This window comes from Pseudooceanicola profundi (genome assembly GCF_050897955.1).
Lineage (GTDB): Bacteria > Pseudomonadota > Alphaproteobacteria > Rhodobacterales > Rhodobacteraceae > Pseudooceanicola.
Window position 1 is genome coordinate 1 of record NZ_JBPAXZ010000004.1, and the last position, 25,720, is coordinate 25,720.

At 62.9% G+C, this 25,720-nt stretch carries 25 protein-coding genes and 3 pseudogenes; 17 read left to right on the forward strand and 11 right to left on the reverse strand.

Going from position 1 to position 25,720, the window contains the following annotated elements; genetic code table 11:
* The first annotated feature begins 272 nt into the window (after positions 1-272).
* Both ACRARG_RS18595 and scpB read left to right on the forward strand, forming a co-directional pair.
* The gene (locus ACRARG_RS18595; RefSeq protein WP_107817727.1) at positions 273-1,157 is read left to right on the forward strand and encodes a DUF1403 family protein; all 885 of its coding nucleotides are present in this window, start codon (positions 273-275) and stop codon (positions 1,155-1,157) included.
* 2 nt (positions 1,158-1,159) lie between these two features.
* Positions 1,160-1,615: pseudogene (scpB, locus tag ACRARG_RS18600) on the forward strand (SMC-Scp complex subunit ScpB); the annotation flags it as partial.
* A gap of 83 nt (positions 1,616-1,698) precedes the next feature.
* Here scpB and ACRARG_RS18605 read toward each other — a convergent pair.
* The 3 genes from ACRARG_RS18605 to ACRARG_RS18615 are packed head-to-tail and all read right to left on the reverse strand — an operon-like array spanning position 1,699 to position 5,054.
* Positions 1,699-2,550 carry a TniQ family protein gene (locus tag ACRARG_RS18605; RefSeq protein WP_082852112.1) on the reverse strand — a complete coding sequence of 284 codons (852 nt, stop codon included), beginning with the start codon at positions 2,548-2,550 and terminating at the stop codon, positions 1,699-1,701.
* Positions 2,547-3,428 carry a TniB family NTP-binding protein gene (locus tag ACRARG_RS18610; RefSeq protein ID WP_067267035.1) on the reverse strand — a complete coding sequence of 294 codons (882 nt, stop codon included), beginning with the start codon at positions 3,426-3,428 and terminating at the stop codon, positions 2,547-2,549. The genes ACRARG_RS18605 and ACRARG_RS18610 overlap by 4 nt, the downstream gene beginning before the upstream one ends.
* Positions 3,429-3,440: 12 nt before the next feature.
* Complete coding sequence (locus ACRARG_RS18615) at positions 3,441-5,054, reverse strand: TnsB C-terminal domain-containing protein (RefSeq protein WP_107817728.1); 1,614 nt, start codon at positions 5,052-5,054, stop codon at positions 3,441-3,443.
* 156 nt (positions 5,055-5,210) lie between these two features.
* Between ACRARG_RS18615 and ACRARG_RS18620 the strand changes: the two are divergent.
* Positions 5,211-5,819, forward strand: a pseudogene (locus ACRARG_RS18620) (IS3 family transposase); the annotation flags it as partial.
* A gap of 146 nt (positions 5,820-5,965) precedes the next feature.
* Positions 5,966-7,092 (forward strand): IS3 family transposase gene (locus tag ACRARG_RS18625; RefSeq protein ID WP_371931096.1). Its coding sequence is split into 2 segments (ribosomal slippage): positions 5,966-6,236 and positions 6,236-7,092, totalling 1,128 coding nucleotides; the frame shifts between segments, so codons are not numbered across the junction.
* A 59-nt stretch (positions 7,093-7,151) separates the two neighbouring features.
* Here ACRARG_RS18625 and ACRARG_RS18630 read toward each other — a convergent pair.
* Positions 7,152-7,490: a TetR/AcrR family transcriptional regulator gene (locus ACRARG_RS18630; protein WP_067264464.1), complete on the reverse strand. Its 339-nt coding sequence runs from the start codon at positions 7,488-7,490 to the stop codon at positions 7,152-7,154.
* A 167-nt stretch (positions 7,491-7,657) separates the two neighbouring features.
* On the opposite strand from ACRARG_RS18630, the gene ACRARG_RS18635 reads away from it, so the two are divergent.
* The 6 genes from ACRARG_RS18635 to ugpC all read left to right on the forward strand — a co-directional run bounded on the left by ACRARG_RS18635 (position 7,658) and on the right by ugpC (position 13,556).
* Positions 7,658-8,500, forward strand: a complete 843-nt coding sequence (locus ACRARG_RS18635; protein WP_067264461.1) for a metallophosphoesterase — start codon at positions 7,658-7,660, stop codon at positions 8,498-8,500.
* A 45-nt stretch (positions 8,501-8,545) separates the two neighbouring features.
* The gene (locus tag ACRARG_RS18640; protein WP_432691721.1) at positions 8,546-9,859 is read left to right on the forward strand and encodes an ABC transporter substrate-binding protein; all 1,314 of its coding nucleotides are present in this window, start codon (positions 8,546-8,548) and stop codon (positions 9,857-9,859) included.
* Between the two features lie 62 nt (positions 9,860-9,921).
* Complete coding sequence (locus ACRARG_RS18645; protein WP_082852031.1) at positions 9,922-10,857, forward strand: carbohydrate ABC transporter permease; 936 nt, start codon at positions 9,922-9,924, stop codon at positions 10,855-10,857.
* Positions 10,847-11,710 carry a carbohydrate ABC transporter permease gene (locus ACRARG_RS18650; RefSeq protein WP_067263926.1) on the forward strand — a complete coding sequence of 288 codons (864 nt, stop codon included), beginning with the start codon at positions 10,847-10,849 and terminating at the stop codon, positions 11,708-11,710. Before ACRARG_RS18645 ends, ACRARG_RS18650 begins: the two co-directional genes overlap by 11 nt.
* The gene (locus ACRARG_RS18655; RefSeq protein WP_067267189.1) at positions 11,710-12,453 is read left to right on the forward strand and encodes a tyrosine-protein phosphatase; all 744 of its coding nucleotides are present in this window, start codon (positions 11,710-11,712) and stop codon (positions 12,451-12,453) included. Before ACRARG_RS18650 ends, ACRARG_RS18655 begins: the two co-directional genes overlap by 1 nt.
* The gene (ugpC, locus tag ACRARG_RS18660; protein ID WP_067264170.1) at positions 12,450-13,556 is read left to right on the forward strand and encodes a sn-glycerol-3-phosphate ABC transporter ATP-binding protein UgpC; all 1,107 of its coding nucleotides are present in this window, start codon (positions 12,450-12,452) and stop codon (positions 13,554-13,556) included. The genes ACRARG_RS18655 and ugpC overlap by 4 nt, the downstream gene beginning before the upstream one ends.
* An 18-nt stretch (positions 13,557-13,574) precedes the next feature.
* On the opposite strand, the gene ACRARG_RS18665 is transcribed toward ugpC, so the two are convergent.
* The 4 genes from ACRARG_RS18665 to ACRARG_RS18680 all read right to left on the reverse strand — a co-directional run bounded on the left by ACRARG_RS18665 (position 13,575) and on the right by ACRARG_RS18680 (position 17,383).
* The gene (locus tag ACRARG_RS18665) at positions 13,575-13,958 is read right to left on the reverse strand and encodes an enoyl-CoA hydratase-related protein (RefSeq protein WP_067264167.1); all 384 of its coding nucleotides are present in this window, start codon (positions 13,956-13,958) and stop codon (positions 13,575-13,577) included.
* A 69-nt stretch (positions 13,959-14,027) separates the two neighbouring features.
* Entirely contained in the window at positions 14,028-14,879 is an 852-nt protein-coding gene (locus ACRARG_RS18670; RefSeq protein ID WP_082852112.1) for a TniQ family protein, read from the reverse strand.
* Positions 14,876-15,757 (reverse strand): TniB family NTP-binding protein, encoded by an 882-nt coding sequence (locus ACRARG_RS18675; protein ID WP_067267035.1) that lies wholly within the window; start codon positions 15,755-15,757, stop codon positions 14,876-14,878. The genes ACRARG_RS18670 and ACRARG_RS18675 overlap by 4 nt, the downstream gene beginning before the upstream one ends.
* A 12-nt stretch (positions 15,758-15,769) precedes the next feature.
* Complete coding sequence (locus ACRARG_RS18680; RefSeq protein ID WP_107817728.1) at positions 15,770-17,383, reverse strand: TnsB C-terminal domain-containing protein; 1,614 nt, start codon at positions 17,381-17,383, stop codon at positions 15,770-15,772.
* A 157-nt stretch (positions 17,384-17,540) separates the two neighbouring features.
* Here ACRARG_RS18680 and ACRARG_RS18685 point away from each other — a divergent pair.
* A pseudogene (locus ACRARG_RS18685) lies at positions 17,541-17,702 on the forward strand (SMC-Scp complex subunit ScpB); the annotation flags it as partial.
* A 223-nt stretch (positions 17,703-17,925) separates the two neighbouring features.
* Here the strand turns inward: ACRARG_RS18685 and ACRARG_RS18690 are convergent.
* From ACRARG_RS18690 to ACRARG_RS18700, 3 genes are all read right to left on the reverse strand, one after another.
* Positions 17,926-18,054 (reverse strand): hypothetical protein, encoded by a 129-nt coding sequence (locus ACRARG_RS18690; protein ID WP_274840669.1) that lies wholly within the window; start codon positions 18,052-18,054, stop codon positions 17,926-17,928.
* A 281-nt stretch (positions 18,055-18,335) separates the two neighbouring features.
* On the reverse strand, positions 18,336-19,703 hold the full coding sequence (locus tag ACRARG_RS18695) for an ATP-binding protein (RefSeq protein WP_078572350.1): 1,368 nt from the start codon (positions 19,701-19,703) through the stop codon (positions 18,336-18,338).
* Complete coding sequence (locus ACRARG_RS18700; protein ID WP_078572351.1) at positions 19,700-20,359, reverse strand: response regulator; 660 nt, start codon at positions 20,357-20,359, stop codon at positions 19,700-19,702. The genes ACRARG_RS18695 and ACRARG_RS18700 overlap by 4 nt, the downstream gene beginning before the upstream one ends.
* A 145-nt stretch (positions 20,360-20,504) precedes the next feature.
* On the opposite strand from ACRARG_RS18700, the gene ACRARG_RS18705 reads away from it, so the two are divergent.
* The 6 genes from ACRARG_RS18705 (at position 20,505) to ACRARG_RS18730 (ending at position 25,716) form a co-directional block, all read left to right on the forward strand.
* A complete protein-coding gene (locus tag ACRARG_RS18705; protein WP_078572352.1) occupies positions 20,505-20,786 on the forward strand; it encodes a PepSY domain-containing protein in 282 nt (93 codons plus the stop codon).
* Positions 20,779-21,447, forward strand: a complete 669-nt coding sequence (locus tag ACRARG_RS18710) for a cytochrome b/b6 domain-containing protein (protein WP_078572353.1) — start codon at positions 20,779-20,781, stop codon at positions 21,445-21,447. Before ACRARG_RS18705 ends, ACRARG_RS18710 begins: the two co-directional genes overlap by 8 nt.
* Positions 21,448-21,618: 171 nt before the next feature.
* Positions 21,619-22,026 (forward strand): hypothetical protein, encoded by a 408-nt coding sequence (locus tag ACRARG_RS18715; protein WP_107817729.1) that lies wholly within the window; start codon positions 21,619-21,621, stop codon positions 22,024-22,026.
* A gap of 38 nt (positions 22,027-22,064) precedes the next feature.
* Entirely contained in the window at positions 22,065-22,535 is a 471-nt protein-coding gene (locus ACRARG_RS18720; protein ID WP_078572355.1) for a DUF2271 domain-containing protein, read from the forward strand.
* A gap of 12 nt (positions 22,536-22,547) precedes the next feature.
* A complete protein-coding gene (locus ACRARG_RS18725) occupies positions 22,548-24,755 on the forward strand; it encodes a PepSY domain-containing protein (protein ID WP_078572356.1) in 2,208 nt (735 codons plus the stop codon).
* A complete protein-coding gene (locus ACRARG_RS18730; protein ID WP_038147442.1) occupies positions 24,736-25,716 on the forward strand; it encodes an FAD:protein FMN transferase in 981 nt (326 codons plus the stop codon). The genes ACRARG_RS18725 and ACRARG_RS18730 overlap by 20 nt, the downstream gene beginning before the upstream one ends.
* Positions 25,717-25,720 lie beyond the last annotated feature (4 nt).

Below are 25,720 nucleotides of genomic sequence, written 5' to 3' on the forward strand. Positions count from 1 at the left end.
ACAACGCCAGTCTCACAAACTCCGGCTCATCCAGTCTCATAAATACCGGTACGGAATCTCATGAACCCCGGCTCGTTTTTCAGGGAAGTGCTTGAATCTCATGAATTCCGGCTATCCGACACCATGAAACTAAAACGACACTGACATGCCTCTGAGCATATCCTTTTGTGTCCGATAATGCAAACTTATTGGACATAAACAGGAACGACAAGGCGGGGCGGTTTATGTACTATTTACTGGTGGAAAGCGCCGCGACGATGTAGGCTTCCGGCATGACATTTGCCCGGCCCGATCACATGAGCGACCTCGACACGATACCCCGAATGCCCGCTTGGGTCACCTCTGCACGCGCTGAAACCCTTGAAGATGTTGCGTTTTTGTCGGGCGCGGCGCTGAACCACCTGCATCTTGTGCTAGGACGCGCGGAGGTGCCCCAAGCCTTGTTGCGGGACCGGCTCGCGCTGCGCGCAGCGGAGGCCTGTGTCGCGTTTTCGGGGCGCCTGGAGAGAGCAGGGGATCTGCGCGACGCGGTGCATTTATTGCGCTCTGGCGATCTGCCGGGACCGGCTGGCGAGACCTGCCTCGCCTGGCGGCGCGCGGTGGAGCGGCCTGTGTCGACCAAGGCTCTGGGTCGAGCCTTGCCGGCCTTCGAGTCGGGCAAGATCGCGATGTGGCTCAATGCAGGGAAGGGGGCGCCGGTGATTCGGGCCGCGATGGTGCTGGAGGCCGTGCTAACGGAGGCGCCACGCGCTGACGTAGCTTCGCTGGTCCTCGCGGATGTGGCTCTCGCCCAAACATTCGGTTGGGATCATCTCGTGCCGCTGCTGGCCGCAGGCCTGAAACGCGCCGAATTGCGCAAACAGGGCGATGACCTTCGCCTTGCTTGTTATCGCGCTGTTGTCTCCTCGGTGGTCGAAGCAGTGCGCCTCGCGGCAGATCTCGCGCGCCGGGCGGCGCATCTGAAGGCAGTCGCACCCAAGCTGCGGGCCAAGGGGGCAGGAGAAGCGGTCGAGATGTTCCTGACCCGTGATGCGATGGCACCTTCGGCTTTGCCTTTGCCGGATCGCGCCGCGCGGCGGCTCTGTGACCGGCTGGTCGACCTCGGCGCGGTGCGCGAGCTGACCGGGCGCGACACCTTTCGGCTTTACGGGGTGTAGCGATGGCGAAGGATCGCTCTGACCCCGAACTGGATCGCGAGCTGGCCGACCTGCCGCCAGAGCTGCGCTGGCGCGAATGGATGCGCCGGATCGAGGCGGTGCTCTTCGCCTCTGCCGCGCCGGTGCCGCGCGACGACCTCGCGCGCGTCGTGGGGCAGGGGGTGTCGATTGACCTGCTGGTCGAGGACCTCAGCGCCGATTTGGAGAGGAGGGCGTTCGAAATCGCGCAGGTCGCCGGCGGGTGGATTTTCCGGACCCTACCTGCCTACGCCCCTGCGATCCGCGCGGCGGCAGATGTCGGTAATCAATTACTGGACTTGAGTGAATTCGACGTCGCAGTTCTGGCCGCCATCGCCTACCATCAGCCGATCACGCGCGACGGGCTCAAGGACATCTTCGGCAAGGAGATCAGCCGCGACCTGATCGGCCGGCTGCATGCGCGCGACTTGATCGGGACCGTGTCACTTAGCACTTAAATGTGAGAATGCGGTCGATTTGAAGATTTTTGGCACTTTAAGCTGAGAATCATCTGGCCCGGGTTTCATATCAGTTGGAACTGCTGGGGTGGTCCCCACTCGATCGCCGGGCTTACCAAATGGTCTGTCGCCATGACAAAGCGCTTTCTGTTCTCGCCCATCATGTGCCCGTGCAGCATCTTCAGCATCGGTGGCCCTGCGCGGTCAATGATCGCCACGCCTGCCAGGAGCGCGGGTCGGATGCAGAGTGGCAGGATGGGGTGTTTTGGCGAATGTGGAAACGAAGTCTCCCTGGCCAGTATGGCATCGAAATCGGGGACGATGGCGCCGAGGAGCCGGTAGCGCCAGAGATCGCCGTCACGCGGGGGCGGCCAGGGGATGCGGCGCATGAGCAGAAGCCGCGCGATCTCCAGAGGTGGCAGCCATGTTTCCACGCGGCGCTCTGCGTGGTTGTTCAACAAGGTCTCACCGCGACGTGCTGCCGCGCGATATGGCTCAAGCGTCCGTTCGCCGTCACTGGTGGTCTTGTCCTGGTAGGGTTCCCCACAGTGCGAGCAAGTGATCCGCCACCCCTGCAATTCGCTTCTAAGAATTGGCGGAGGGCTGACATCGGTTTGAGTGCACCGCCCGCAACGCTGCATTGGACTCTTGGCGATGAACCGGTGAGCCGCTTTGGGGGCACCCGCGAAGCTCAGGCTGCGTACAAGTTGCGGGCTGACACCGAACATCCCCGCAATCCGGTTCGCTTGGGCGTTGGTCAGGGAAAAATCGATTGCCTCAAGGGATGTCGCATCCGGCAATCCATGGCGCAACATGGTCAACGGCGTGACGCCATAGAAGTCCGCGTGGCGACTGATCCAGGATGACAGGACTTCGCCGCGCAGAGGTGGCAAGGTGACGGGCAGGGGTCCCGTCATGCGAAGACCGCTTCGGCATCAAATGCAGGCACCCAAGCCTCGACGGCGCCGTCGGTGATGTGTTCGGTCCCGCTCTCGATAGCCTCGATCGCAAGACTGCCCAGCATCTGGAAGATGTTCGCCGTGATACCGTCCGTAATCTGCAGAATGCGCCGCAGGGATTTCGGCGTCAGCACAGAGGGTCGCCGCAATGGCGTATTGCGCAGGATCGACGCGATCAGCGTCTCGAAGTCTTCGTTGGCGGCCCAACGGTTCAGGGTGAGTTGCTCGAAGCGTCGCGCAAGTTGAACGTCACCGCCGATGGCTTCCCGGGCGTCGTTCACGCCGAAGCAGACCAGTGAGATTTGGAGCCGATTGCTGAGAAAGCGCAGCATGTTGAGCACGATACGTTGCTCTCGATAGGTCCCGGCGAGGATGTTGTGGACCTCGTCGATGACCAGAACCTGGGTGCCGATTGCCTTCATAATCCGCAGCGTCGCCTGTTCCATCTGAGCAATATCGGCCCGCGGTGCCTGGGGTGCGCCGAGGAGGGAAAGCAGTTCACCATAGAAGCGCCGCTCGCCGGGGCGGCTAACCATTTCCATGGCCAGGACCGGTGTCTTCAGAATCCCGGTACGGCGATCAAGATGTGGCGGATGCTGATCGCGGAAGCGTTGCATGATCATGGTCTTGCCCATCCCGCTGTCGCCATAGATCGCGACAGACGGCATGCGGGAACCTCTCGGATGATCAAGGAGCGCCTCGAGGCGATCGAGGGCTTGCTTTGCGCGAGGGTAGAGAACCCAACGGCGGGACCTGATGGCGCGAATGCGTCCCGCCTGGGGTTCAGACAGCAGGGCTGCCGCGTCGGCGGTAAGATGAGGGTGATCGTTCGTCATTATGGCTCCAGCTCATTCGGTGTCCTCAACAAAAGGCACCGGTTTGCTGGAGTCGACACCACGGAGCGTGCCCGTATCCCGGAGGTCGTCGGCACGCCTCGGCTGAGCTTTGCCGCGCCGCACGGCAGCGGTTCTGTTTACGGCCTCATCAACCAACTTCCGCTGTTCGAGTGCGGTCCTCACAACCGCGCGGCTATCGACTTCACGCCGCCCTTTCTCACGCAGGGTGCGACGCGCCGTCAAAGCCTCGTGCAGGGAAATGGGTGCCAGGGTCAGGTCCGCGTAGCGGGCTTCGACGAAGTTGCCTGAGGGCCGCCGCACGAACACACGCGACATATCACGCGGATCATACTTCACGAGAAGCCGCCGCTCAGTCCGGCCGACATCGGCGCTGAGTGCGGCTGACCAGTAGCGCAGATCGAACAGGTGAATGCCGGTTGGACGCAAGGTCCGTTCCTGCTCCGGCAGGAAAGAGACCCAGAACTGCAATCGATCCTCAGGCAGCCGCAGAGGGATCTCGCCTTCATGGTCCCACCAGACGGCGAGGGGAGGGCGGCTCAGCGAGCTGTGGATGGATTGATGATAGGACCCGACAATGTCGAGGGCGATATAGCGCTCCAACTCGCGCAGGGTCAGCGCCGCATGTTTTCTTGAATCATACTCCGCGAGGTCCTGAGCGTTGCTGAAGGTCGTACCGGGCAACAGGTGCAGCCGTCCCATCTGGGTGCCGATCAAACGCTCGATATGTCCGCCGAAGCGCGGCGTACCCGGCGGTCGCCAGTCGATCGCAATGCCTGCATTCTCGCAGCCACGTTTGAACGCGCGACTCCGGAAATCCGCGCCATTGTCCACATGCACCCGGTCGGGAAGGCCGGCCACGGGCCAGGGCTCTTCGATCTCGCGCGCTTTGAGCCAGGCCGTCTTGTCATAGACCGAATGCAGCAGGCATAGGCTCGTCGAAAGCCGGGATGGCGCATCCATGGTCAAGTAGAAGCCCGTCACCATACGGCTAAAGACATCCATGGCCAGGGTCAGCCACGGTCGTCCGATTGGTTCGCGGGTTTCCTCATCGACGACAAAGATGTCGGCCTTCGTGTGATCGATCTGAACAATCTCGAGGGGTCGGGAGGTGCTCAGTGTTCCCGGGACCGCCGTCGTTGCTTTTACGGTCCGCGTTTCGCCCCGACGCTGCGCCCGGTGGCGCAGGTCCAGGTCGCCCAGCCGCCGCTCGATCGTTCGGCGATGCGGCGACTTCAATCCTGCCGAAGCGCAATCCGTTTCAATGTCCCGCACCAGCTGCGAGACCGGTGGCCGGGTCGGTTTCAGATAGTACGTGCGGATTGCCTTCTCGATGATCTCCTCGCGCCGAGCATCCAAAGCGCGATGGCCCGTCGGGCGTCCGCGCTTGGTCTCAACGAGCGACATGACAGTTCCGTCCGCCCGAAACCGCCTCAGCAAACGGTAGGTCGTCGCTTGGCTGACCTGCAGTTCGGAGGCAAGATCGGCAATAGCGGCCACTGTTGACTCACCGGAACTGGATTCCAGGAATCTGCGGATCGCAGCCGCACGGCGACAGGCTTCTGCCCACACGGCGTCGTCTATCTCGTATAGAAGTGGTTCGGTCACAATGAGAACCCGACAAAATCGGAGCCACAATTATCGAATTAAGGGCTAAAGTCCAGTCTCCATTATTAATTTAAGTGCCAATTCTCACATTTAGGGGCAAAGCTAAGTCATTGAAATAAGGAAGATCAGATTATCATCTTTAAGTGCTAAGTGACAGGGTTGATGCCGATCTATCAGAAACCCAACACAAGCAGGCCGGCGAAGGGGCACAAGACCTATCCCTACCTGCTCAGAGGGCTGCGGGTAGAACGCCCAAACCAGGTCTGGTGCTCGGATATCACCTATCTGCCTATGAGACGCGGGTTCCTCTACCTCGTGGCGATCATGGACTGGCACAACCGCAAGGTTCTGTCCTGGCGGATCTCGAACACGTTGGAAGCCCAGTTCTGCGTCGACGCGTTGAACGAGGCCATCCACAACTTCGGCCCGCCCGAGATCATGAATACCGATCAAGGATCCCAGTTCACGTCCTTTGCCTGGACGGATCGGCTCCGCCGATCAGGGGTGAGGATATCGATGGATGGGAAAGGCCGGTTCCTCGACAACATCTTCATCGAGAGGTTGTGGCGCACCCTGAAATACGAATGCGTCTACCTGCATGCTTGGGAGACCGGATCGGAGACGAAAGAGGCCATCCGGAAATGGATGACCTTCTACAACCACCAGCGCCCGCATTCAGCCCTGGGCGGCCAGCCTCCGGCGCTGGTCTACTGGCAGAGAAATGATATCAACCAACCCGATCAGCAGGTGCAACGAGTAGCTTAAATTACGCCAGATCCTGTCCAAGAGATGGGGAGTAGCTCAAACACTGCTTTGCGACACAAACTTGTCGACCCATGCGCCACTGAAGTGGTCCCAGGAATCCGGACAGTCGGCTAAGGTGTATCCCAAACCTTTGAAGGGATACGAGAATGGCGAAGCGCCGGAACTTTACAGACCAGTTTAAAGCCAAGGTGGCGTTGGAAGCGCTGCGTGGCGACAAGACCGTGCAGGAGATCGCGGCGAAGCATCAGCTGCACCCTAACCAGGTCAGCACGTGGAAGCGGCAGGCCATCGAGGGCATGGCGGACGTATTCTCGGGCGGCAAGCAAAGCGGCCCGACCGAAGCCGAAGTCAAGGAGCTTCACGCCAAGATCGGGAGGCTGGCGGTGGAGAACGATTTTTTGTCGGAAGGGCTCAAGAGGTGAGCCCGGCAAAGAAACGGTCGATGGTCCAGCGCGACCATCCCGAACTGAGCATCAGCCGGCAATGCAAGCTGGTGAACCTGAGCCGGTCGGCGTTCTACTACACGCCGGTCGGTGTTGATGCCGAGACGCTGGCGATGATGAAAGAGATTGACCGCGTGTTCACGAAGTATCCGTTCTTCGGGTCACGCCAGATCGCGGCCTATCTGCGCCGGGAAGGCACCGTCGTGGGCCGCCATCGCGTGCGCCGACTGATGGCGAAGATGGGGCTGGAGGCAATCTACAAGCGCCCCAGAACCAGCCAGCGGCATCCGCAGCACCCGGTTTATCCGTATCTGCTGAGGAAAATGCAGATCGACCGACCCAACCAGGTCTGGTGTGCGGATATCACCTTCGTGCCTGTCAAGAACGGCTTCCTGTATCTGCTTGCCATCATGGATTGGGCCACGCGCAAGGTGCTCAGCTGGCGGCTGTCGAACACGATGCATGCCGACTTCTGTGTCGAGGCTCTGAACGAGGCCATCGCGAAACACGGCCCACCGGAGATCATGAATACGGATCAAGGGTCGCAGTTCACGGGATCAGCCTGGATCGCGACGTTGACCGAGGCAGGCGTGCGCATCTCGATGGATGGGCGCGGCCGTTACCTCGACAACATCTTCATCGAGCGCCTCTGGCGAAGCCTGAAACAAGAGGCCATCTACCTTGAGGAAATCACCGACGGCTTCCAGGCGCGGCGCGTCGTTAAGGACTGGATGGCCTTCTACAACACCAAGCGGCCCCATTCCGGGCTTGATCGGCGGACGCCAGACGACGCATATTGGGCAGGCTTGGAAAAGCAAAAAGCAGCATGAAACCTAAACCCGATACACCTTAGAAACGCTGCAAACCTGTCCGAAATGATAGGACCACTTCAGTAACCGAACAGGCTCGCCCGATCCGGATCCATCGCGATGAAATCGAGGTAGTCCCGTATGTAACGCTTCACCCGCTCTTCATGAGGCTCGTCCGGGGCGGGTTCGCGGACCAGAAACGCCGTCATCTCGGCGGCCAGATCGGCATAGACGGCCTTGATCAACTCTTCTTTCGACTTGAAATACAGGTACAGAGATCCGATCGCCACGTGCGCCCGTTCGGCGATCTCCGACATCGGACCCTGCAGGCCGGACAGGACGAACTGCTCTCCCGCTGCCTTGATAATGCGCGCCCGTTTGTCGTCGCCGCGCGGTTTTTCTGCCCTGACCAAATTCATGAATGAACCTTCATTCAGTTGTCACATAGTCACGCTAGTCGATGGAAAACCCGAACTCAAGCGGTGAGTCCCGGACCTTTCCGGCCTCACCGGACAACAGCCAGACCCAGCCATCCCGCCGCGGCCACCGGCCGCGATCAGGAAAGGCATGCCCAAGGAGACCCGCGATGCCAAAGACCTTCGTTCACCTCACCGACCTGCACATGTCGAACCCAGATGTTGACGAACCGCACCTCTATTCCGACACGGCCGCGATCCTGCGGGACGCGCTTGCCCGGATCGACGCCCTGCCCGACCGGCCCGAGTTCATCATCGTCAGCGGCGACCTGACCAACAACGAAGACCCGGTCGCCTATCAGCGCCTGCGGGCGATCTGGGACGACGTCGATATTCCGACCCTCTTTGCCCTTGGCAACCACGACAGCCGCCCCGATTTCCGGCGCGAGATGCTGGGCGAAAGCGCCGATCTGGACGCGCCTTACGATCATGAGGCGGTCATCGCGGGGGTCCATGTCATCGTTCTCGACAGCTCGACCCCGGATCAGATCCACGGCACGCTTGAGGACGCGCAGCTTGAATGGCTGGCCGCCGCGCTCGACCGTCACGCGGACCTGCCAAAGGTGGTCGTCCTGCATCACCCGCCGATGATGGGTGCAGACGAACCGGCCTTTGAATGCCTCGCTGCCGAAGATACCGAAAAGCTCCGCAAGGTCCTGAGCGGACGGCCCCTGTTGGGCCTCTTCTGCGGCCATATCCATCAGGACCGCGTGTCGATCTGGAACGGCGTCCCGGTCTTTGTCGGCAACGGCCACCACTCCCGGATGCAGCCCTTCAGCGACATGGCGATCGAAGCCACCGACGGCACCGGATTCTCGGTCTGCACCCTGCGCGACAGCGGGCTGACCGTGAACTTCCTGCCCCAGCCCTCCGAAGGCCGCACCGTAATGGCGATGAGCCATGAAGACGCCGCCCGCCTGATGTCCGAACCCGCCGCCGAGGTCGTGGGCTGATCCTCAGGCCCGCGACCACACCCAAACAAACCGACAGGAGACACCATGACCTTCCCCCTATCCCGCCGCGCGCTGCTTGCGCTTGGTATTGCCACCATGGCCACCGGCCCCGTCTGGGCGCAAATGGCCGACGAGATCATCGAACCGGTCGAGATCAGTTTCTACAACTACAACCTCGCCACCGCCGGGCAGGGTCACGACGCGACCGTTCAGCTGATCGAAGAATTCATGGCCGCGAACCCGATGATCAAGGTCGAGGGCGTCGGCGTGAACCTCAATGACATGGGCACCCGCGTCCAGACCGATATCGCCGCCCGCCGTCCACCGGATGTCGCGCAGGTGATCTTCTCGGACCTCGCCTACGCCGGGCAGCAGCTGGGCGCCGTGCCGATTGATCAGGCCGTGCCACAGGCCGACTGGGATGCGCATGTGGAGGGCATGGTCCCCTCGGGCCTCGACCTCGGCAAGGTCGGCGACAAGACCTATGCACTGGCTTATACCTTCTCCACCCCGATGGTATTCTACAACGCCGACCTCTTTCGTGAGGCCGGGCTGGACCCCGACCAGCCACCCAAGACATGGGAAGAGGTCAAGGACTACGCCCTGACCATTCAGGACAAGACCGAGGCCAACGGATTTGCCGGCGGCATCATCGGCGTGCAGGTCGGCCCGTACGACTGGCTGCTGCAATCCGTCATCCTGTCCAACGGCGGCAGCGTGATAAACGATGCGGGCACGGCCGTCACCTTTGACCGGCCCGAGACCATCGAGGCAGTCGCCATGCTGCGCGGTCTCAAGGATGCGGGCGTCTACGGCAATATCTCTCGCGGGGAGGCGCTGGAAAGCATGGCGGCGGGCAAGCTTGCGATGTACATCGACTCATCTGGCCTGCAGAACCACCTGCTGAGCCAGGCCGAAGGCAACTATGAACTGCGCGCCGCGCAGATGCCGGGCTTTGGCGAGCGTCCCGCGTCGCCGACCAATTCCGGCAGCGGGCTGGTCATGTTCTCTCAGGACCCGGTCAAGCAGCGCGCGGCGTGGGAGCTGATGAAGTTCCTCACCTCCGAACGGGGCTACACGATCATCACCTCCAAGATTGGCTACCTGCCGCTGCGGACCGCCATCGTCGACGATCCGGAGTATCTGAAGGACTGGGTCGATGCGAACCCGCTGGTCCGCCCGAACCTCGCCCAGCTTGAGCGGATGGAGCCGTGGCGGTCGTACCCCGGCACCAGCTATCGCCAAGTCGCCGCAACGCTGATGGAGGCCGCCGAGCAAGCCGTCTTTGGCGACGGCGACGTGGCCGAGATCATGCAAGGCGCGCAAGCCCGAGCCCAGGCCATGATGCCCGGAAGCTGACCTGAACTTCGGGTCGGCCCCCGGGTCGGCCCGATCCGCCCCCGTTCCTTCGAGGAGCCGAAATGACCGTCGCCGATATCCACACCCCTGCCCGCGCACAGCCGCGCCGATCCCTGAAGATCGGGCGCCTTTCGTTGCCCTGGTTCTTCCTCTTCCCGGCGATTGCCACCTTCGTCATCTGGATCTACGCGCCGCTTGTGCAGGCGGCATGGCTCAGCTTCTACGACTGGAACATGCTCCCTTTCGCACCCAAGACTTTCGTGGGCTGGAAGAACTACGAAAACATCCTCGCCCTGCCCAAGCTCTGGCAGGCGCTTGGCAATACCGCGATCTACATGCTGGGGATGCTGCCCTTTTCGGTGCTCGTGCCGCTGGCCATCGCCATCTGGACCGAAGATCTGCCGCCCCGCGCCCGCAACATCTATCGCGCGCTGATCTTCCTGCCGATGATCATCGCCCCCGTGGTCGCCGCATCTGTCTTCCGCTGGCTGCTCGACCCCGGGCACGGGCTGGTGAATGTCGGGATCACGGCGCTTGGCTTCGAACCCGTCCAGTTCCTGAACGACCCCGATATCGCCATCTGGACGATCATCTTCATCACCGGGTGGAAGCTCGTCGGCTTCGCGACCCTTATCCTGTCGGCCGCCAATGCCAATATCGACCCCTCGCTGGTCGAGGCCGCGCGGATGGACGGCGCGACCCGCTGGCAGATCATCCGCGACATCCGCCTGCCGCTGCTCAGTTCGACCATCCTCTTCCTCGTGATGATGACAATCCTTCTGGGCGCACAGTGGAGCTTTTCCTATATCCACGTCCTGACCGAAGGCGGCCCGCTCGGCGCGACAACGAACATCTACTACCTGCTGTGGGAGTTCGGGTTTTCCTCCCTCTCCGTCGGGTGGAGTTCCGCCGCCGCGATGATCCTCTTCCTCGGCTTCGGCGCCCTCGCCTTCCTCCTGCTGCGTCTGATGGAGCGCTATTCTTTCCATGACAGCTGAAACCGCGACCTTCGCCGTCCCGCGCCGCCGGGCTGTCCGCCGCGCGGGCGCGACCCGGATGCTGCCGGGCCATGCGGCCATGATCCTTCTGTCGCTCATCTGCGTCTTCCCGGTCTACTGGATGATCGTCAGCTCCCTGAGGCCCGCCAACCGCATCTTCGAAGGCACGCTCTGGCCGACGGCCCCGTCGCTGGAAAACTACGCCCAGGCCCTTCAGTCGATCCCCATGGGCGCGATGCTGTGGAACACGGTTGTCGTCTCCGCCTCCGTCACGGTGATCCAGCTTCTGACCGGGGTGCTCGCGGCCTATGCCTTCGCACGCTTCCGGTTCCGGCTGGACTGGGTGGTCTTCGGGCTGGTCGCGCTGACATGGCTGGTCCCGTTGCAGGTCGTGATGATCCCGAACTACCTGCTGGTCGCCCGGCTTGGCCTTCTGGACACGGTCACGGCGCTGGTCCTGCCACATTTCGCCCATGCGCTGGCGATCATGCTGCTGACCCAGTCGATCCGCGCCTTCCCGAAAGAGGTGCTCGAGGCCGCGCGCATGGACGGGGCTGGACATTGGCGGGTTCTGTGGGGGATCATCGTGCCGAACCTCCGCGGGATGATCGCCTCGCTTGCGATCCTGATCTTCATCTCGACCTGGAACGAATATTTCTGGCCGCTGCTGCTGACCCGCACGGCCGAAAATTCGGTCGTCCAGATCGGCATCCAGATGTTCATCACGCAGGAAGGGACGCAATGGGGTCCGCTGATGGCCGCCTCGACCATGGCCAGCCTGCCGATCCTGATCTTTTACGTGGTCCTGCAAAGGCAGGTCATTCAATCCTTTATGAAATCGGGGTTGCGCTGATGAAATTCGACCGAATTCTTTCCGTGCCGGGGGCCTATAACATCCGTGACCTCGGCGGATATCCGGGCACGCAGGGCAGCACCCGCTGGCGCAGCATCCTGCGCGCCGACAGCCTGCACCGGCTGGACGGCCCCGCGATGGACCAGCTGCACGCCATGGGGCTCACTACGGTAATCGACCTGCGGCACGCGGCGGAACACGCACGCTTCCCCAACCCCTTTGCTGACCATCCGGCGGTGATCTACCTTCAGATTCCGCTGTTCGAGAGCCTGCGGATCCCCCACGACATTCCCGAAGATCAGGTGCTGCGCACGCTCTACACCCAGGCGCTCGACAAGCGGCACGACGCCATCGCCCGGACCCTGACCGCGATTGCCGAGGCCCCCGATGGCGCGGTCATGTTCCACTGCACCGCCGGCAAGGACCGCACCGGGCTGATCGCCGCGCTGCTGCTCGCGCTTGGCGGGGTGGATGCCGAGACCATCGCCACCGACTATGCCATGACGCGCGAGTTGCTGGAGCCGATCATCGACGGCCTTCAGGCACATGTTCTGGAACAAGGCACCGACCCGGCCATTGCCGCCGCCGTGCTGGGCAGCGACCCGCAGTCGATGCTGCATCTGCTGGCCCATCTGGACGCGACCTACGGCGGCATCCACCCCTATCTCGACCGGATCGGCCTGACGCCTGCGACGGTCGACGCCCTTTGCGCCCGTATCATCGACATGGAGGCAACCGCATGACCGGTGTCAGCATCCGCGACATCCGCAAATCCTATGACGGCAAACAGGTGGTTCATGGCCTGAACGCCGAGATCCCGGATGGCTGTTTCGCCGCTATCGTCGGCCCGTCGGGCTGCGGCAAGTCCACCCTGCTGCGCATGATCGCGGGGCTGGAGCAGATCACCGGCGGAGAGCTGCGGATCGGCGATCACTTGATGAACGATATCGAACCCTCGGACCGGGGTTGCGCCATGGTCTTTCAGAACTACGCGCTCTATCCTCATATGACCGTGGCCGAGAACCTCGCCTATCCGCTCAAGATCGCCCGCCTGCCCAAGCCCGAGCGTCAGACCCGGATCGAGGAAGCCGCCCGCATCCTCGGCCTCTCCGAGCTTCTGGACCGCCGTCCCGCGCAGCTCTCCGGCGGGCAGCGGCAACGTGTCGCCATGGGCCGGGCCATCGTGCGCAAGCCGGATGTGTTTCTGTTTGACGAACCGCTCTCGAACCTCGATGCCAAGCTGCGGGTACAGATGCGGCTTGAGATCAAGCGCCTGCACCGTCAGCTTGGTGCAACCTCGGTCTTCGTCACCCATGATCAGGTCGAGGCGATGACCATGGCCGATCTGCTGATCGTCATGAACGGCGGCCGGATCGAACAGATCGGCTCCCCGGCCGAGGTCTACGCCCACCCCGCTACGACCTTCGCCGCCAGCTTCATTGGCTCGCCCGCGATGTCGCTGTTTCCCGTCCGGATCGCCGATGGTGTTGGTCATCTGACCGGCGCGGAGGATCATAGGATCGACCTGCCGGGCGTCCGGGCCTCCGGCGACACGATCCTTGGGCTGCGGTCCGAAGATGTCTCCCTCTCGCCCGCCACCGGCAAGGTCCAAGTCCGGATCGAGCTGATCGAGGATTTCGGCGCCGCGCGGCTGGCCCATTGCCGGATGCCGTCGGGCGACTCCGTGGCCGCCACCTTGCCCAAGTCGACCACCCTGCGCGAAGACATGCTGGCGTGGCTCGACTGGCCAGCAGAGGCGCTTCACCTGTTCGACCCACTCAACGGCAGGCGGACCGACCGCACCGGTATGGCCACGTCGAACGTCGGCCCCGAATTCGTCAGCTGATTCGGGGCGCGATTGCCGTCACGCCGGACCTGGACCGCCGATCTTGACCTGTCGGTTAAGGTCGGCGGCGCGCTCAACTTCCAGCACCAGCGCGTCGCTCAGCGGCAGGGCATAGCCGTCGTCCATCAGCGCCTTGATCCGTGCGATGTGGGCCGGGTCCCATTGCGCGATCCCCTCGGCCACCTCGCGCGCGGCACTGGCCAGCGCGTCATCCGGCACGACCCGCGTGACAAAACCAAGCGAAGCAGCCTCTGTCGCAGGCACGCGGCGGGCGGTGAGGGAGATTTCCTTCGCCGTCGACGGCCCGACGACCCGCGGTAGGCGCTGCGACAGGCCCCAGCCCGGCAGCAGCCCGATCTTGGCATGGGTGTCCTGGAAATACGCGCTCTTGTCACTTAGCACTTAAATGTGAGAATGCGGTCGATTTGAAGATTTTTGGCACTTTAAGCTGAGAATCATCTGGCCCGGGTTTCATATCAGTTGGAACTGCTGGGGTGGTCCCCACTCGATCGCCGGGCTTACCAAATGGTCTGTCGCCATGACAAAGCGCTTTCTGTTCTCGCCCATCATGTGCCCGTGCAGCATCTTCAGCATCGGTGGCCCTGCGCGGTCAATGATCGCCACGCCTGCCAGGAGCGCGGGTCGGATGCAGAGTGGCAGGATGGGGTGTTTTGGCGAATGTGGAAACGAAGTCTCCCTGGCCAGTATGGCATCGAAATCGGGGACGATGGCGCCGAGGAGCCGGTAGCGCCAGAGATCGCCGTCACGCGGGGGCGGCCAGGGGATGCGGCGCATGAGCAGAAGCCGCGCGATCTCCAGAGGTGGCAGCCATGTTTCCACGCGGCGCTCTGCGTGGTTGTTCAACAAGGTCTCACCGCGACGTGCTGCCGCGCGATATGGCTCAAGCGTCCGTTCGCCGTCACTGGTGGTCTTGTCCTGGTAGGGTTCCCCACAGTGCGAGCAAGTGATCCGCCACCCCTGCAATTCGCTTCTAAGAATTGGCGGAGGGCTGACATCGGTTTGAGTGCACCGCCCGCAACGCTGCATTGGACTCTTGGCGATGAACCGGTGAGCCGCTTTGGGGGCACCCGCGAAGCTCAGGCTGCGTACAAGTTGCGGGCTGACACCGAACATCCCCGCAATCCGGTTCGCTTGGGCGTTGGTCAGGGAAAAATCGATTGCCTCAAGGGATGTCGCATCCGGCAATCCATGGCGCAACATGGTCAACGGCGTGACGCCATAGAAGTCCGCGTGGCGACTGATCCAGGATGACAGGACTTCGCCGCGCAGAGGTGGCAAGGTGACGGGCAGGGGTCCCGTCATGCGAAGACCGCTTCGGCATCAAATGCAGGCACCCAAGCCTCGACGGCGCCGTCGGTGATGTGTTCGGTCCCGCTCTCGATAGCCTCGATCGCAAGACTGCCCAGCATCTGGAAGATGTTCGCCGTGATACCGTCCGTAATCTGCAGAATGCGCCGCAGGGATTTCGGCGTCAGCACAGAGGGTCGCCGCAATGGCGTATTGCGCAGGATCGACGCGATCAGCGTCTCGAAGTCTTCGTTGGCGGCCCAACGGTTCAGGGTGAGTTGCTCGAAGCGTCGCGCAAGTTGAACGTCACCGCCGATGGCTTCCCGGGCGTCGTTCACGCCGAAGCAGACCAGTGAGATTTGGAGCCGATTGCTGAGAAAGCGCAGCATGTTGAGCACGATACGTTGCTCTCGATAGGTCCCGGCGAGGATGTTGTGGACCTCGTCGATGACCAGAACCTGGGTGCCGATTGCCTTCATAATCCGCAGCGTCGCCTGTTCCATCTGAGCAATATCGGCCCGCGGTGCCTGGGGTGCGCCGAGGAGGGAAAGCAGTTCACCATAGAAGCGCCGCTCGCCGGGGCGGCTAACCATTTCCATGGCCAGGACCGGTGTCTTCAGAATCCCGGTACGGCGATCAAGATGTGGCGGATGCTGATCGCGGAAGCGTTGCATGATCATGGTCTTGCCCATCCCGCTGTCGCCATAGATCGCGACAGACGGCATGCGGGAACCTCTCGGATGATCAAGGAGCGCCTCGAGGCGATCGAGGGCTTGCTTTGCGCGAGGGTAGAGAACCCAACGGCGGGACCTGATGGCGCGAATGCGTCCCGCCTGGGGTTCAGACAGCAGGGCTGCCGCGTCGGCGGTAAGATGAGGGTGATCGTTCGTCATTATGGCTCCAGCTCATTCGGTGTCCTCAACAAAAGGCACCGGTTTGCTGGAGTCGACACCACGGAGCGTGCCCGTATCCCGGAGGTCGTCGGCACGCCTCGGCTGAGCTTTGCCGCGCCGCACGGCAGCGGTTCTGTTTACGGCCTCATCAACCAACTTCCGCTGTTCGAGTGCGGTCCTCACAACCGCGCGGCTATCGACTTCACGCCGCCCTTTCTCACGCAGGGTGCGACGCGCCGTCAAAGCCTCGTGCAGGGAAATGGGTGCCAGGGTCAGGTCCGCGTAGCGGGCTTCGACGAAGTTGCCTGAGGGCCGCCGCACGAACACACGCGACATATCACGCGGATCATACTTCACGAGAAGCCGCCGCTCAGTCCGGCCGACATCGGCGCTGAGTGCGGCTGACCAGTAGCGCAGATCGAACAGGTGAATGCCGGTTGGACGCAAGGTCCGTTCCTGCTCCGGCAGGAAAGAGACCCAGAACTGCAATCGATCCTCAGGCAGCCGCAGAGGGATCTCGCCTTCATGGTCCCACCAGACGGCGAGGGGAGGGCGGCTCAGCGAGCTGTGGATGGATTGATGATAGGACCCGACAATGTCGAGGGCGATATAGCGCTCCAACTCGCGCAGGGTCAGCGCCGCATGTTTTCTTGAATCATACTCCGCGAGGTCCTGAGCGTTGCTGAAGGTCGTACCGGGCAACAGGTGCAGCCGTCCCATCTGGGTGCCGATCAAACGCTCGATATGTCCGCCGAAGCGCGGCGTACCCGGCGGTCGCCAGTCGATCGCAATGCCTGCATTCTCGCAGCCACGTTTGAACGCGCGACTCCGGAAATCCGCGCCATTGTCCACATGCACCCGGTCGGGAAGGCCGGCCACGGGCCAGGGCTCTTCGATCTCGCGCGCTTTGAGCCAGGCCGTCTTGTCATAGACCGAATGCAGCAGGCATAGGCTCGTCGAAAGCCGGGATGGCGCATCCATGGTCAAGTAGAAGCCCGTCACCATACGGCTAAAGACATCCATGGCCAGGGTCAGCCACGGTCGTCCGATTGGTTCGCGGGTTTCCTCATCGACGACAAAGATGTCGGCCTTCGTGTGATCGATCTGAACAATCTCGAGGGGTCGGGAGGTGCTCAGTGTTCCCGGGACCGCCGTCGTTGCTTTTACGGTCCGCGTTTCGCCCCGACGCTGCGCCCGGTGGCGCAGGTCCAGGTCGCCCAGCCGCCGCTCGATCGTTCGGCGATGCGGCGACTTCAATCCTGCCGAAGCGCAATCCGTTTCAATGTCCCGCACCAGCTGCGAGACCGGTGGCCGGGTCGGTTTCAGATAGTACGTGCGGATTGCCTTCTCGATGATCTCCTCGCGCCGAGCATCCAAAGCGCGATGGCCCGTCGGGCGTCCGCGCTTGGTCTCAACGAGCGACATGACAGTTCCGTCCGCCCGAAACCGCCTCAGCAAACGGTAGGTCGTCGCTTGGCTGACCTGCAGTTCGGAGGCAAGATCGGCAATAGCGGCCACTGTTGACTCACCGGAACTGGATTCCAGGAATCTGCGGATCGCAGCCGCACGGCGACAGGCTTCTGCCCACACGGCGTCGTCTATCTCGTATAGAAGTGGTTCGGTCACAATGAGAACCCGACAAAATCGGAGCCACAATTATCGAATTAAGGGCTAAAGTCCAGTCTCCATTATTAATTTAAGTGCCAATTCTCACATTTAGGGGCAAAGCTAAGTCATTGAAATAAGGAAGATCAGATTATCATCTTTAAGTGCTAAGTGACAGACCGGGCCAAGGTCGCCCCGGCGAGGGGCTCCCTACACCTTTGTGACGACCGAGCAGTTTCTCGTGGCGTTCGGGTTAGAGAGCCTTCGCGATCTTCCGGATCGGGAGCAGTTGGCGGATGCGGGGGTTGTCGACGAAGCACCACAAGTCGATTTCGGGTAACCAGCTGCCGATGCAGAGGGTGAAGTCCGCCGTTCTGCTTATCGTTTCATTTGCGGTGCACCGATTCATCCGCGGGCCAAGAAAGCCGCACGATTACAATGTGATAATCGTTTCAGGATTTCCAAACGAAGCCTCATGCATCTATTGGCGACAGGGTATTCCCTCCTCGTCGTTGTCGGCGGATTCCGGAAGTTCGCTGCAACCGCGATGCGACGCGGCAGCTTCATTGAGAGCTGACATTCAGATTGCGTTGCACCGCGAATTTTTCTGCGCGGTCGCAAGGCTGACCGGAGCCTGGATTGACCAACGCGGCGATTTGAACCGACGTCTGAAAGCCGGTGGAAGCGGTCATGCGAAAACGATCTTTGCATCTAACTCGTGATGGATAGTGTCGATTTAAGCGAGTATTCAGTATTTCGACGGACGTCGAAGGGCAGTTTGTGTAGATGCTTCGATCGCGCAAATCGGCATTGTGTTGCGTGGGCGGCGGAAAGTCTTTTGATTAAGCGGTTCTGGGGCTTGGGTGGCCAAAGCACCGGCCTCGTTGCTGCATGGCTCGGCGATCGTACTGATGATGAGCGATTATGCGGTAACATGCCAGCAAGCGCGAAGGTGCTGATGCTCCTCGAATTGTCACTCCCTTTGCATCATGCCTTGCGCGAGGTCTCCGGCGGGGGCTGCCGGTAGCTTGATGGAGGCCTCGAAACCGGAAGACCTGCCCGGACGCGGAGATGCCAAGCTGAGCGGACTACCGATCCGGTTCGCGATGGCGGCGACGATGGCGAGGCCCAGCCCACTGCCGTCGGTGCTTGCACTTGCACGCTCAAAACGGGCGGTGAGGCGGTCAAGGGTGTCACGGGAGAGAACAGGACCATCATTCGCGACGACAAGCCGCCCCTCCGCCGTCAGCGTCATGTCAACCGGAGCATTTTCCTCGCCATGGCGAAGGGCATTTTCCAGGAGATTCCGGCAGAGGATGGCGAAGGCGTCGGGGTCAATGTCCGACATGACGGCCGTTTCCGGCAGTGTCAGCACGATGCGGCCCGGCGTGCCCGCGCGTCCGATATCGTCCACCACAATCCGCACGACGGAGCGAAGATCCGCGCTTTGGTCCATCCGAAGGCGCCCGCCTTCGGCCCGCGCAAGTTGCATGAGCCGTTCGGAAAGCCGCGTCAGCCGCTTTAGGGACGCCTCGATATCGGCCGCCCGGGCGTCAATGGCCGGGTCGCGCGTCTCCGAGCGGAGCCGCTGCGCCTGCGCAATGGCACCCGCGAGCGGCGTTCGAAGCTCGTGCGCGGCATTCGCAGCAAAGCTGCGCTCGGCCTCGAACGCATCGCGCAACCTGCCCAGCAGGCTGTTCAGCGTGTCGGCCAGTGGCCCGATCTCCCTTGGCAGATCGTCAGCGGGAACCTCTGAAAGGTCGCGCGCGCCGCGCGACTCCAGCCGCACCCGGAACCGGCGCAACGGGTCGAGGCTGAAACGGACAGCAAGGATGATCGCAGTCAAGGCGACCGGCAGGACGATCAGCAGCGGCAGACTAAGGCCCATCTGGATTTCACGCGCGGTCGACGCACGATGTGCCAGCGGTTCGGCCACAGTGATGCGGATCGTCCCTTGAAGCGCTGCGTCACCGTAGAGGCGATGGGTGGCGGTCTGCCGAAACCCCGGCCCGTCATAGGGCGGAAACACAGCGGGGTCCGCCGCATGGGATTGCAGCAGGACGCGCCCTTCGGCATCGCGGACGAGATACGTAAAGAACTCGTCGTGTTCCCGGATCGGGGCGAGCCGTTGCGTTACCCCCTCATCTTCCCGTCCGACAATGTCGGTCACGGCCAGCGGCAGGATCCGCTCAGCGGTCTCGCGCAGGGCACTGTCGAAGACTTCGTCCATCTCGCCCCGGACAATCACGCCGGTGACGCTCGCAGCGAGCAGCCAAAGTACCGTCAGCACAAGGCCGACCGACAGGGCCAGCCGCGCCATGAGGCTCGCGGGCCACCTCATGGTTTGCCCAGGCGGTAGCCCATGCCGCGCTCGGTCTCAATGACCTCGCTCCCGAGCTTTTTGCGCAGGCGGCTGACATGGACCTCGATCGTGTTGCTCTCCACCTCGGCGTCAAAGGCGTAGAGCCTCTCCTCCAGTTGCGCCTTTGACAGCAGCTGACCGGGCCGGGCGAGGAAGGCGTCGAACAGCGCCCATTCGCGGGCCGTCAGCGCAACGGGCTTGCCGTCGCGGTGAACACTGCGTGCAGCAAGGTCGATGTCCAATGACCCATGGGTGAGGATGGGATTCGGGTTGCCGCTGTAACGCCGGGCGACAGAGCCGATCCGGGCAGACAGCTCGGCAAGGTCGAAGGGCTTCACGAGGTAATCGTCGGCGCCCACGTTCAGCCCTTCGATCCGATCCGAGACCTGGTCGAGCGCGGTCAGGATGATGACCGGGGTCACATCTCCCCGCGCGCGCAGGCCTTTGAGGAACCCGATGCCCCGGCCATCCGGAAGCATCAGATCCAGGAGCATCAGGTCATAGGACGTGACCCTCACCGCATCGCCGGCCGTATCGAGGCGCGTGACCCAGTCCACCGATTGGCCATCGGCGGCAATCTGGTCGCGCACTGCGGCTCCCAGAACCGTGTCGTCCTCGATCAGCAGGATGCGCATATTTGTTCTTTCCTTTTGTCCCTAACCTTCTTTTGGCGGCTACGGCTGACGCAAAGCTTACGCGCGCGGATGAACTTCTTCAGCCTGCTGTCAGCTTCGTGGCGCATACCTTGCAACGAGACGCGCCCCATGAGGAGTTTGGCCTATGAAGAAGACATTGACAATTCTCGGCTTTCTCGCGGTGTTCCCGGCCGGCTCCGCACTGGCGGACGATGATTGCTTTGTGCCGATGGCCGATTGGCAACCGCGCGATGCCGTCACTCGACTGGCCGAAGAGAACGGCTGGACCGTGCGGCGCATCAAGATCGACGACGGCTGCTATGAAATTGACGGCCGCGACGCCGAGGGCCGCCGGATCGAGGTGACGGTGCACCCGTCGAATCTGCAAATCATTGAATTCGAGTACGAGGATGACGACGATGACTGAAACCTATGCGACCGAAGGCGAGGCCGGAAGACATGATGCCGATGGTCCGGTCCGCGTCTGGGACCCGCTGGTGCGGATTTTCCACTGGGGGCTCGTGGTGGCCTTCGTGGTGGCATACCTGAGCGCCGAAGAGCTCTCGACGGTCCATGAGGTGGCGGGATACGTCGTTGCCGGGCTGGTGGCCTTCCGTCTGATCTGGGGATTTGTCGGAAGCCGCTATGCCCGCTTTTCCCAGTTTCTTAAAGGGCCGTCGGCGACAGTCCGGTATCTCAGCGACATGGTAGGTGGTCGTGAGCGCCGCTATCTGGGCCACAATCCCGCAGGTGCTGTGATGGTCGTAGCACTGCTGATCGCCCTGTCGGGAACCGCTTTCACGGGGTGGCTGATGGAGGATGAGACCCGCATGGCGATGCTGCCCGATGTTCCGCAGATCGTGGCGACAGCCTGGGCCGACGAGGATGGCGACGAACGCTCAGAATATGGTGAAGGCGGTGAAAGCGCAGTGGGGGAGGTGCACGAAACCCTTGCCAACCTGATGCTTCTGCTGATCGCGGTACATATAGGCGGCGTGGTTCTGACCTCGTTCCGGCATCGCGAAAACCTTGCGCGGTCCATGGTCACCGGTACCAAACGTGCGCCCGAGCCGGGCGACATCGCCTGACCGGAGGAGTCCCCCAAGGTCGATCGTCCCATCGGCCGAACCTGGCCCCGCCCTGATCGGCGGGGTCTTTTTCTTTCCTGACAGCAAGCTGAAGCGGAAACTGCCGCGCTGTCAGGAAACCCTCAGGTCGGCTCTCCAGATTGTCCTCAGCAGACGAAAGGAGACCCTGCCATGAAAAAGACCCTGACATTTCTCGCCGCCACAACCGCGTTGACGACAGCGATCGGCGTCCCTGCCTGGAGCGCGATGCAGGCGCCCGACGGCGGCCTTCGGCCGTTCACTGCGTTCTTCGAAGAGCGCGCGCAAGCGATGCCGCTCATTCTTGCAAGCGACGACGACGATGACGATGACCGCTACCGTAACGGCTCGCGGAGCCGCTATGGCGACGATGATGACGACGACTGCGACGACGATGACGATGACGACGATGACGATGACGATGATGACGATGACGATGATGACGATGACGATGATGACTGTCGCGGTGGCGCCCGCAATCCCGCGCCCGCGGGCACCGTCGCACCGCCGAAGAACGGCCTTTTCGGGAACGGTGCCCCGCCGCAGGTTCAGGTGAACTGAACCACTCCGCAGCCCCTCTCCGAATAAGGATACATCCGATGAAATCGCTTCTCGCAACGCTCGCTCTCACCACCGCGCTAACGCTCCCCAGCCTCGCCATGGCGCGGCCGGTGACACTGACCGCAACGCTCAATAATTACGGCGGCGACGGCGCCTATCTTGCGCTCTACGTCACAGATACCTCTGGAGCCTATGTCGGCAGTCTCTGGATGGCTGGCGGCAAGTCCAAATACTACGAGCATCTGACCGACTGGTACCGCGCCACGGGTGGCGACACCGCGCAAGTGAACGGCATCACCGGCGCCAGCATTGGCGCGGGCCGCACGCTGGAGATCACTCTCGACCTCGCCGATGCGCTGTTCGATGCGGGGTACACGCTTCACATCGACGCAGCCGTCGAGGATATGCGCGACAGTCCGAACGAGGTGGCGGTGCCACTCACGACCGACGGTGCGGGGACTTCTGTGCCCGGGCGCCGCTACGTCGCCAGCTTCGCCTACGACATGTGAGGAGTGAGGGCCATGATCCGTGCACTCCATCGCTGGCCGGGTCTGCTGGCCCTCGTGCTCGTCACCATCCTCAGCTTGAGTGGCGCGGCGCTGTCTGTCTTTCCTGCGGCCGAGCGGCTTGCCGCGCCACAGGCAGAGACCGAACTGACGGTCGCCACTCTCGCGGATCGCATCCAGTTGGTCTATCCGGGCGTCGAGCAGATCCGCCGGTCGCCATCGGGACAGATCACCGCCTACTGGTTCGATCAAGGCACGCCGGGCGCCGCCGTGATCGACCCCGCCACGGGTGAGGGCGTGGCCTCGGCTGATCCCAATCAAGTTGAACGCTGGATTACCAACCTGCATCGCTCGTTGTTTCTGGGCGACGGCGGGCGCATCGCCATGGCTGCAGGGGCGGCCGCGATGCTGGTCCTCTCCCTTTCCGGAGCGGCACTGGTCGCGCGCCGGACGGGCGGATGGCGGCACTGGTTTGCGCCTCTGCGCGGACCGCTCGCTGGTCGTCTTCACGTCGAAATCGCCCGGATCGCCGTGGTTGGCCTTCTGCTTTCCTCGACTACGGCTTTGTGGATGACGGCGTCGACCTTCGACCTGCTTCCCGATGGCGGAGCCCCGCCGGCCTTTCCGGCCGAGGTGAGCAATGAGACGGGCGTTGCGCTCGACCGCCTTGCCGGTCTGAGCGAAATACCAGTCGCAGACCTGCGCGAGCTGAGCTTTCCCTATCCCGGGGACACCACGGATGTCTTCACGCTCAAGACCGACCGGGGCACCGGATATCTCGATCAGGGCGACGGTGCCCTCCTGGCCTGGGCCGACCTGACCGGATGGGAGCGCGTCTCCGAGACGATCTACATGCTGCACACCGGACAGGGTGCGGCGGTGCTCGGTCTCGTGCTCGGGCTCATGGCGCTCGGCGTGCCCGCGATGGGCGCTACCGGCGTCCTGATCTGGCTCGCCGGGCGGCGCGCGCGGCCGCGCATCCGGGGCAACCAGCCCGCAGGCCGCGCCGGGACGATCCTGCTCGTCGGCAGCGAGGGGGGAAGCACCTGGGGCTTTGCCGCGACGCTTCATGCCGCGCTGACGCAAGCCGGGCAGAGCGTCCATGTCGGCCCGATGTCGGGCTTTGCGCCAGAGCGCTACACGAGGGCCGAGCGGATCATCCTGCTCGCCGCGACTTACGGCGACGGGGCGGCGCCCGCCTCAGCGAAGGGCTTTCTCGATCGGCTGAACGCGTTCGATCGGGTGCCAGACATGCCCATTGCGGTGCTTGGCTTCGGCGACCGCAGCTTTCCAGCCTTTTGCGCCTTCGCCAAGGACGTCGCAGCAGCGGCGCAGGCGAAGGGCTGGCCCGAGCTTCTTCCGCTCGAAACCGTCGACCGCCAATCGCCGCAGGATTTCGCCCGCTGGGGCCGCGCACTGGGCGACGCTCTCAGGATCGACCTCGAGCTGTCGCACCAGCCCGTCTTGCCGAAAACTGAAACGTTGACCCTCGTCTCGCGCCGCGACTACGGCGCCGAGGTGCAGGCCCCGACCGCGATCCTCCGCTTCGCGCTTCCGCGCGTCACGCTCTGGCAGCGGCTGGTCGGGGCGGGCTTCGCGCGGTTCGAGGCCGGTGACCTGATCGGCGTCCTGCCGGAAGGAAGCGCCGTCCCGCGGCTCTATTCGCTCGCCTCCGCGCGCTGCGACGGCTTCATCGAGATCGTCGTGAAAAAGCACCCCGGCGGTCTCTGCTCGGGTCAGCTCACGGCCCTGGAGCCGGGCGATACGGTCACCGCCTTCCTCCGCCGCAACCCTGGCTTCCGTCCGGGGCCGAGCCGGGCACCGCTGATCCTGATCGGCGCGGGGACCGGCATCGGGCCGCTCGCGGGTTTTGTGCGCGGCAACACGCGCCGCAGGCCCATCCACCTCTTCTTCGGGATGCGGCATCCCAAAAGCGATTTCTTCTACGGCGAGGAACTGCCCGCCTGGCAGGATGAGGAACGCCTGGTGCGTCTGGTCATGGCGGTCTCGCGGGTGGAGCATCCGCACTACGTGCAGGACGCGTTGCGGGACGACGCGGCCCAGGTCACCAGACTGATCCGTGACGGGGCGCGCGTGATGGTCTGCGGCGGTCGTGAAATGGCGGCGGGCGTGGCCGATACGCTGGCCGAGATCCTCGCGCCGGCCGGGCTCACGCCGGCAGTCCTGAAGGCGGAGGGGCGGTATGTCGAAGATGTCTACTGAGCTGGTGAAGGTCGCGCTGAACGGACCGACCATGGGCACACGCTGGTCCACGCTGTTCTTCGCGGAACCGGACTTCGACCCGGCCACGGTCCGCGTGGCGCTTCAGGCGGCTGTCGATGAGGTGGACGCACAGATGTCCACCTGGAAACCCGATAGCCACCTGATGCGGCTCAATGCGGCGCCGGTCGGCGAATGGATCGCTGTTCCCGCGCGATTGCGCGAGGTGATACGCCTCGGCCTGGAGATCGGGCGCGCCTCCGGCGGGGCCTTCGATATCGGCATGGGCGACGCGGTTAAAGCTTGGGGCTTCGGGCCAGGAGACGTCACGCCGGATGGCATCCGCGCAGCGATGAAAAACCCTCGTTGCCCGGCGCATGAAGTCCTGGAGTTCGACGGCGACCACGTTCGCAAGACCGCGCCCGTCGCGCTCGACCTCAACGGTATCGCCAAGGGTTATGGCGTCGACCGCCTGGCCGAGACCCTGCGCGATCATGGGATTTCCGCCGGACTCATAGGGATTGACGGCGAGATGCGGGCGATGGGTGTGCGGCCAGACGGCGAGGCCTGGACCATCGCGGTCGAGGCGCCGGACTCCGAGCGCCGAAGGCCGCATTCAATCCTCGCGCTGCAGGACGCGGCCGTCGCGACCTCGGGCGACTACCGCCACTGGGTCGAGGTGCAGGGTCGCCGTCTCTCGCACACAATGGATCCGAGACGCGGCGCGCCGCTGATCGCGTCGCCTGCCTCCGTCACCGTCGTTGCCCGCAGCTGTGCCGAGGCCGATGCCTGGGCAACGGTGCTTATGGTGCTCGGTCTCGACAAAGGAGCGAAACTCGCAAGAAAACAAGGGCTCGACGCCCTGTTCCTCCTGCGCGATGATGCAGGGAGCGCGAGGGGCGTAGGAGTCGGACGACTTTTTTCCGAAGAGCCAGCGGCGATGACCCCAGCAGAGGGGAGATAAGCCG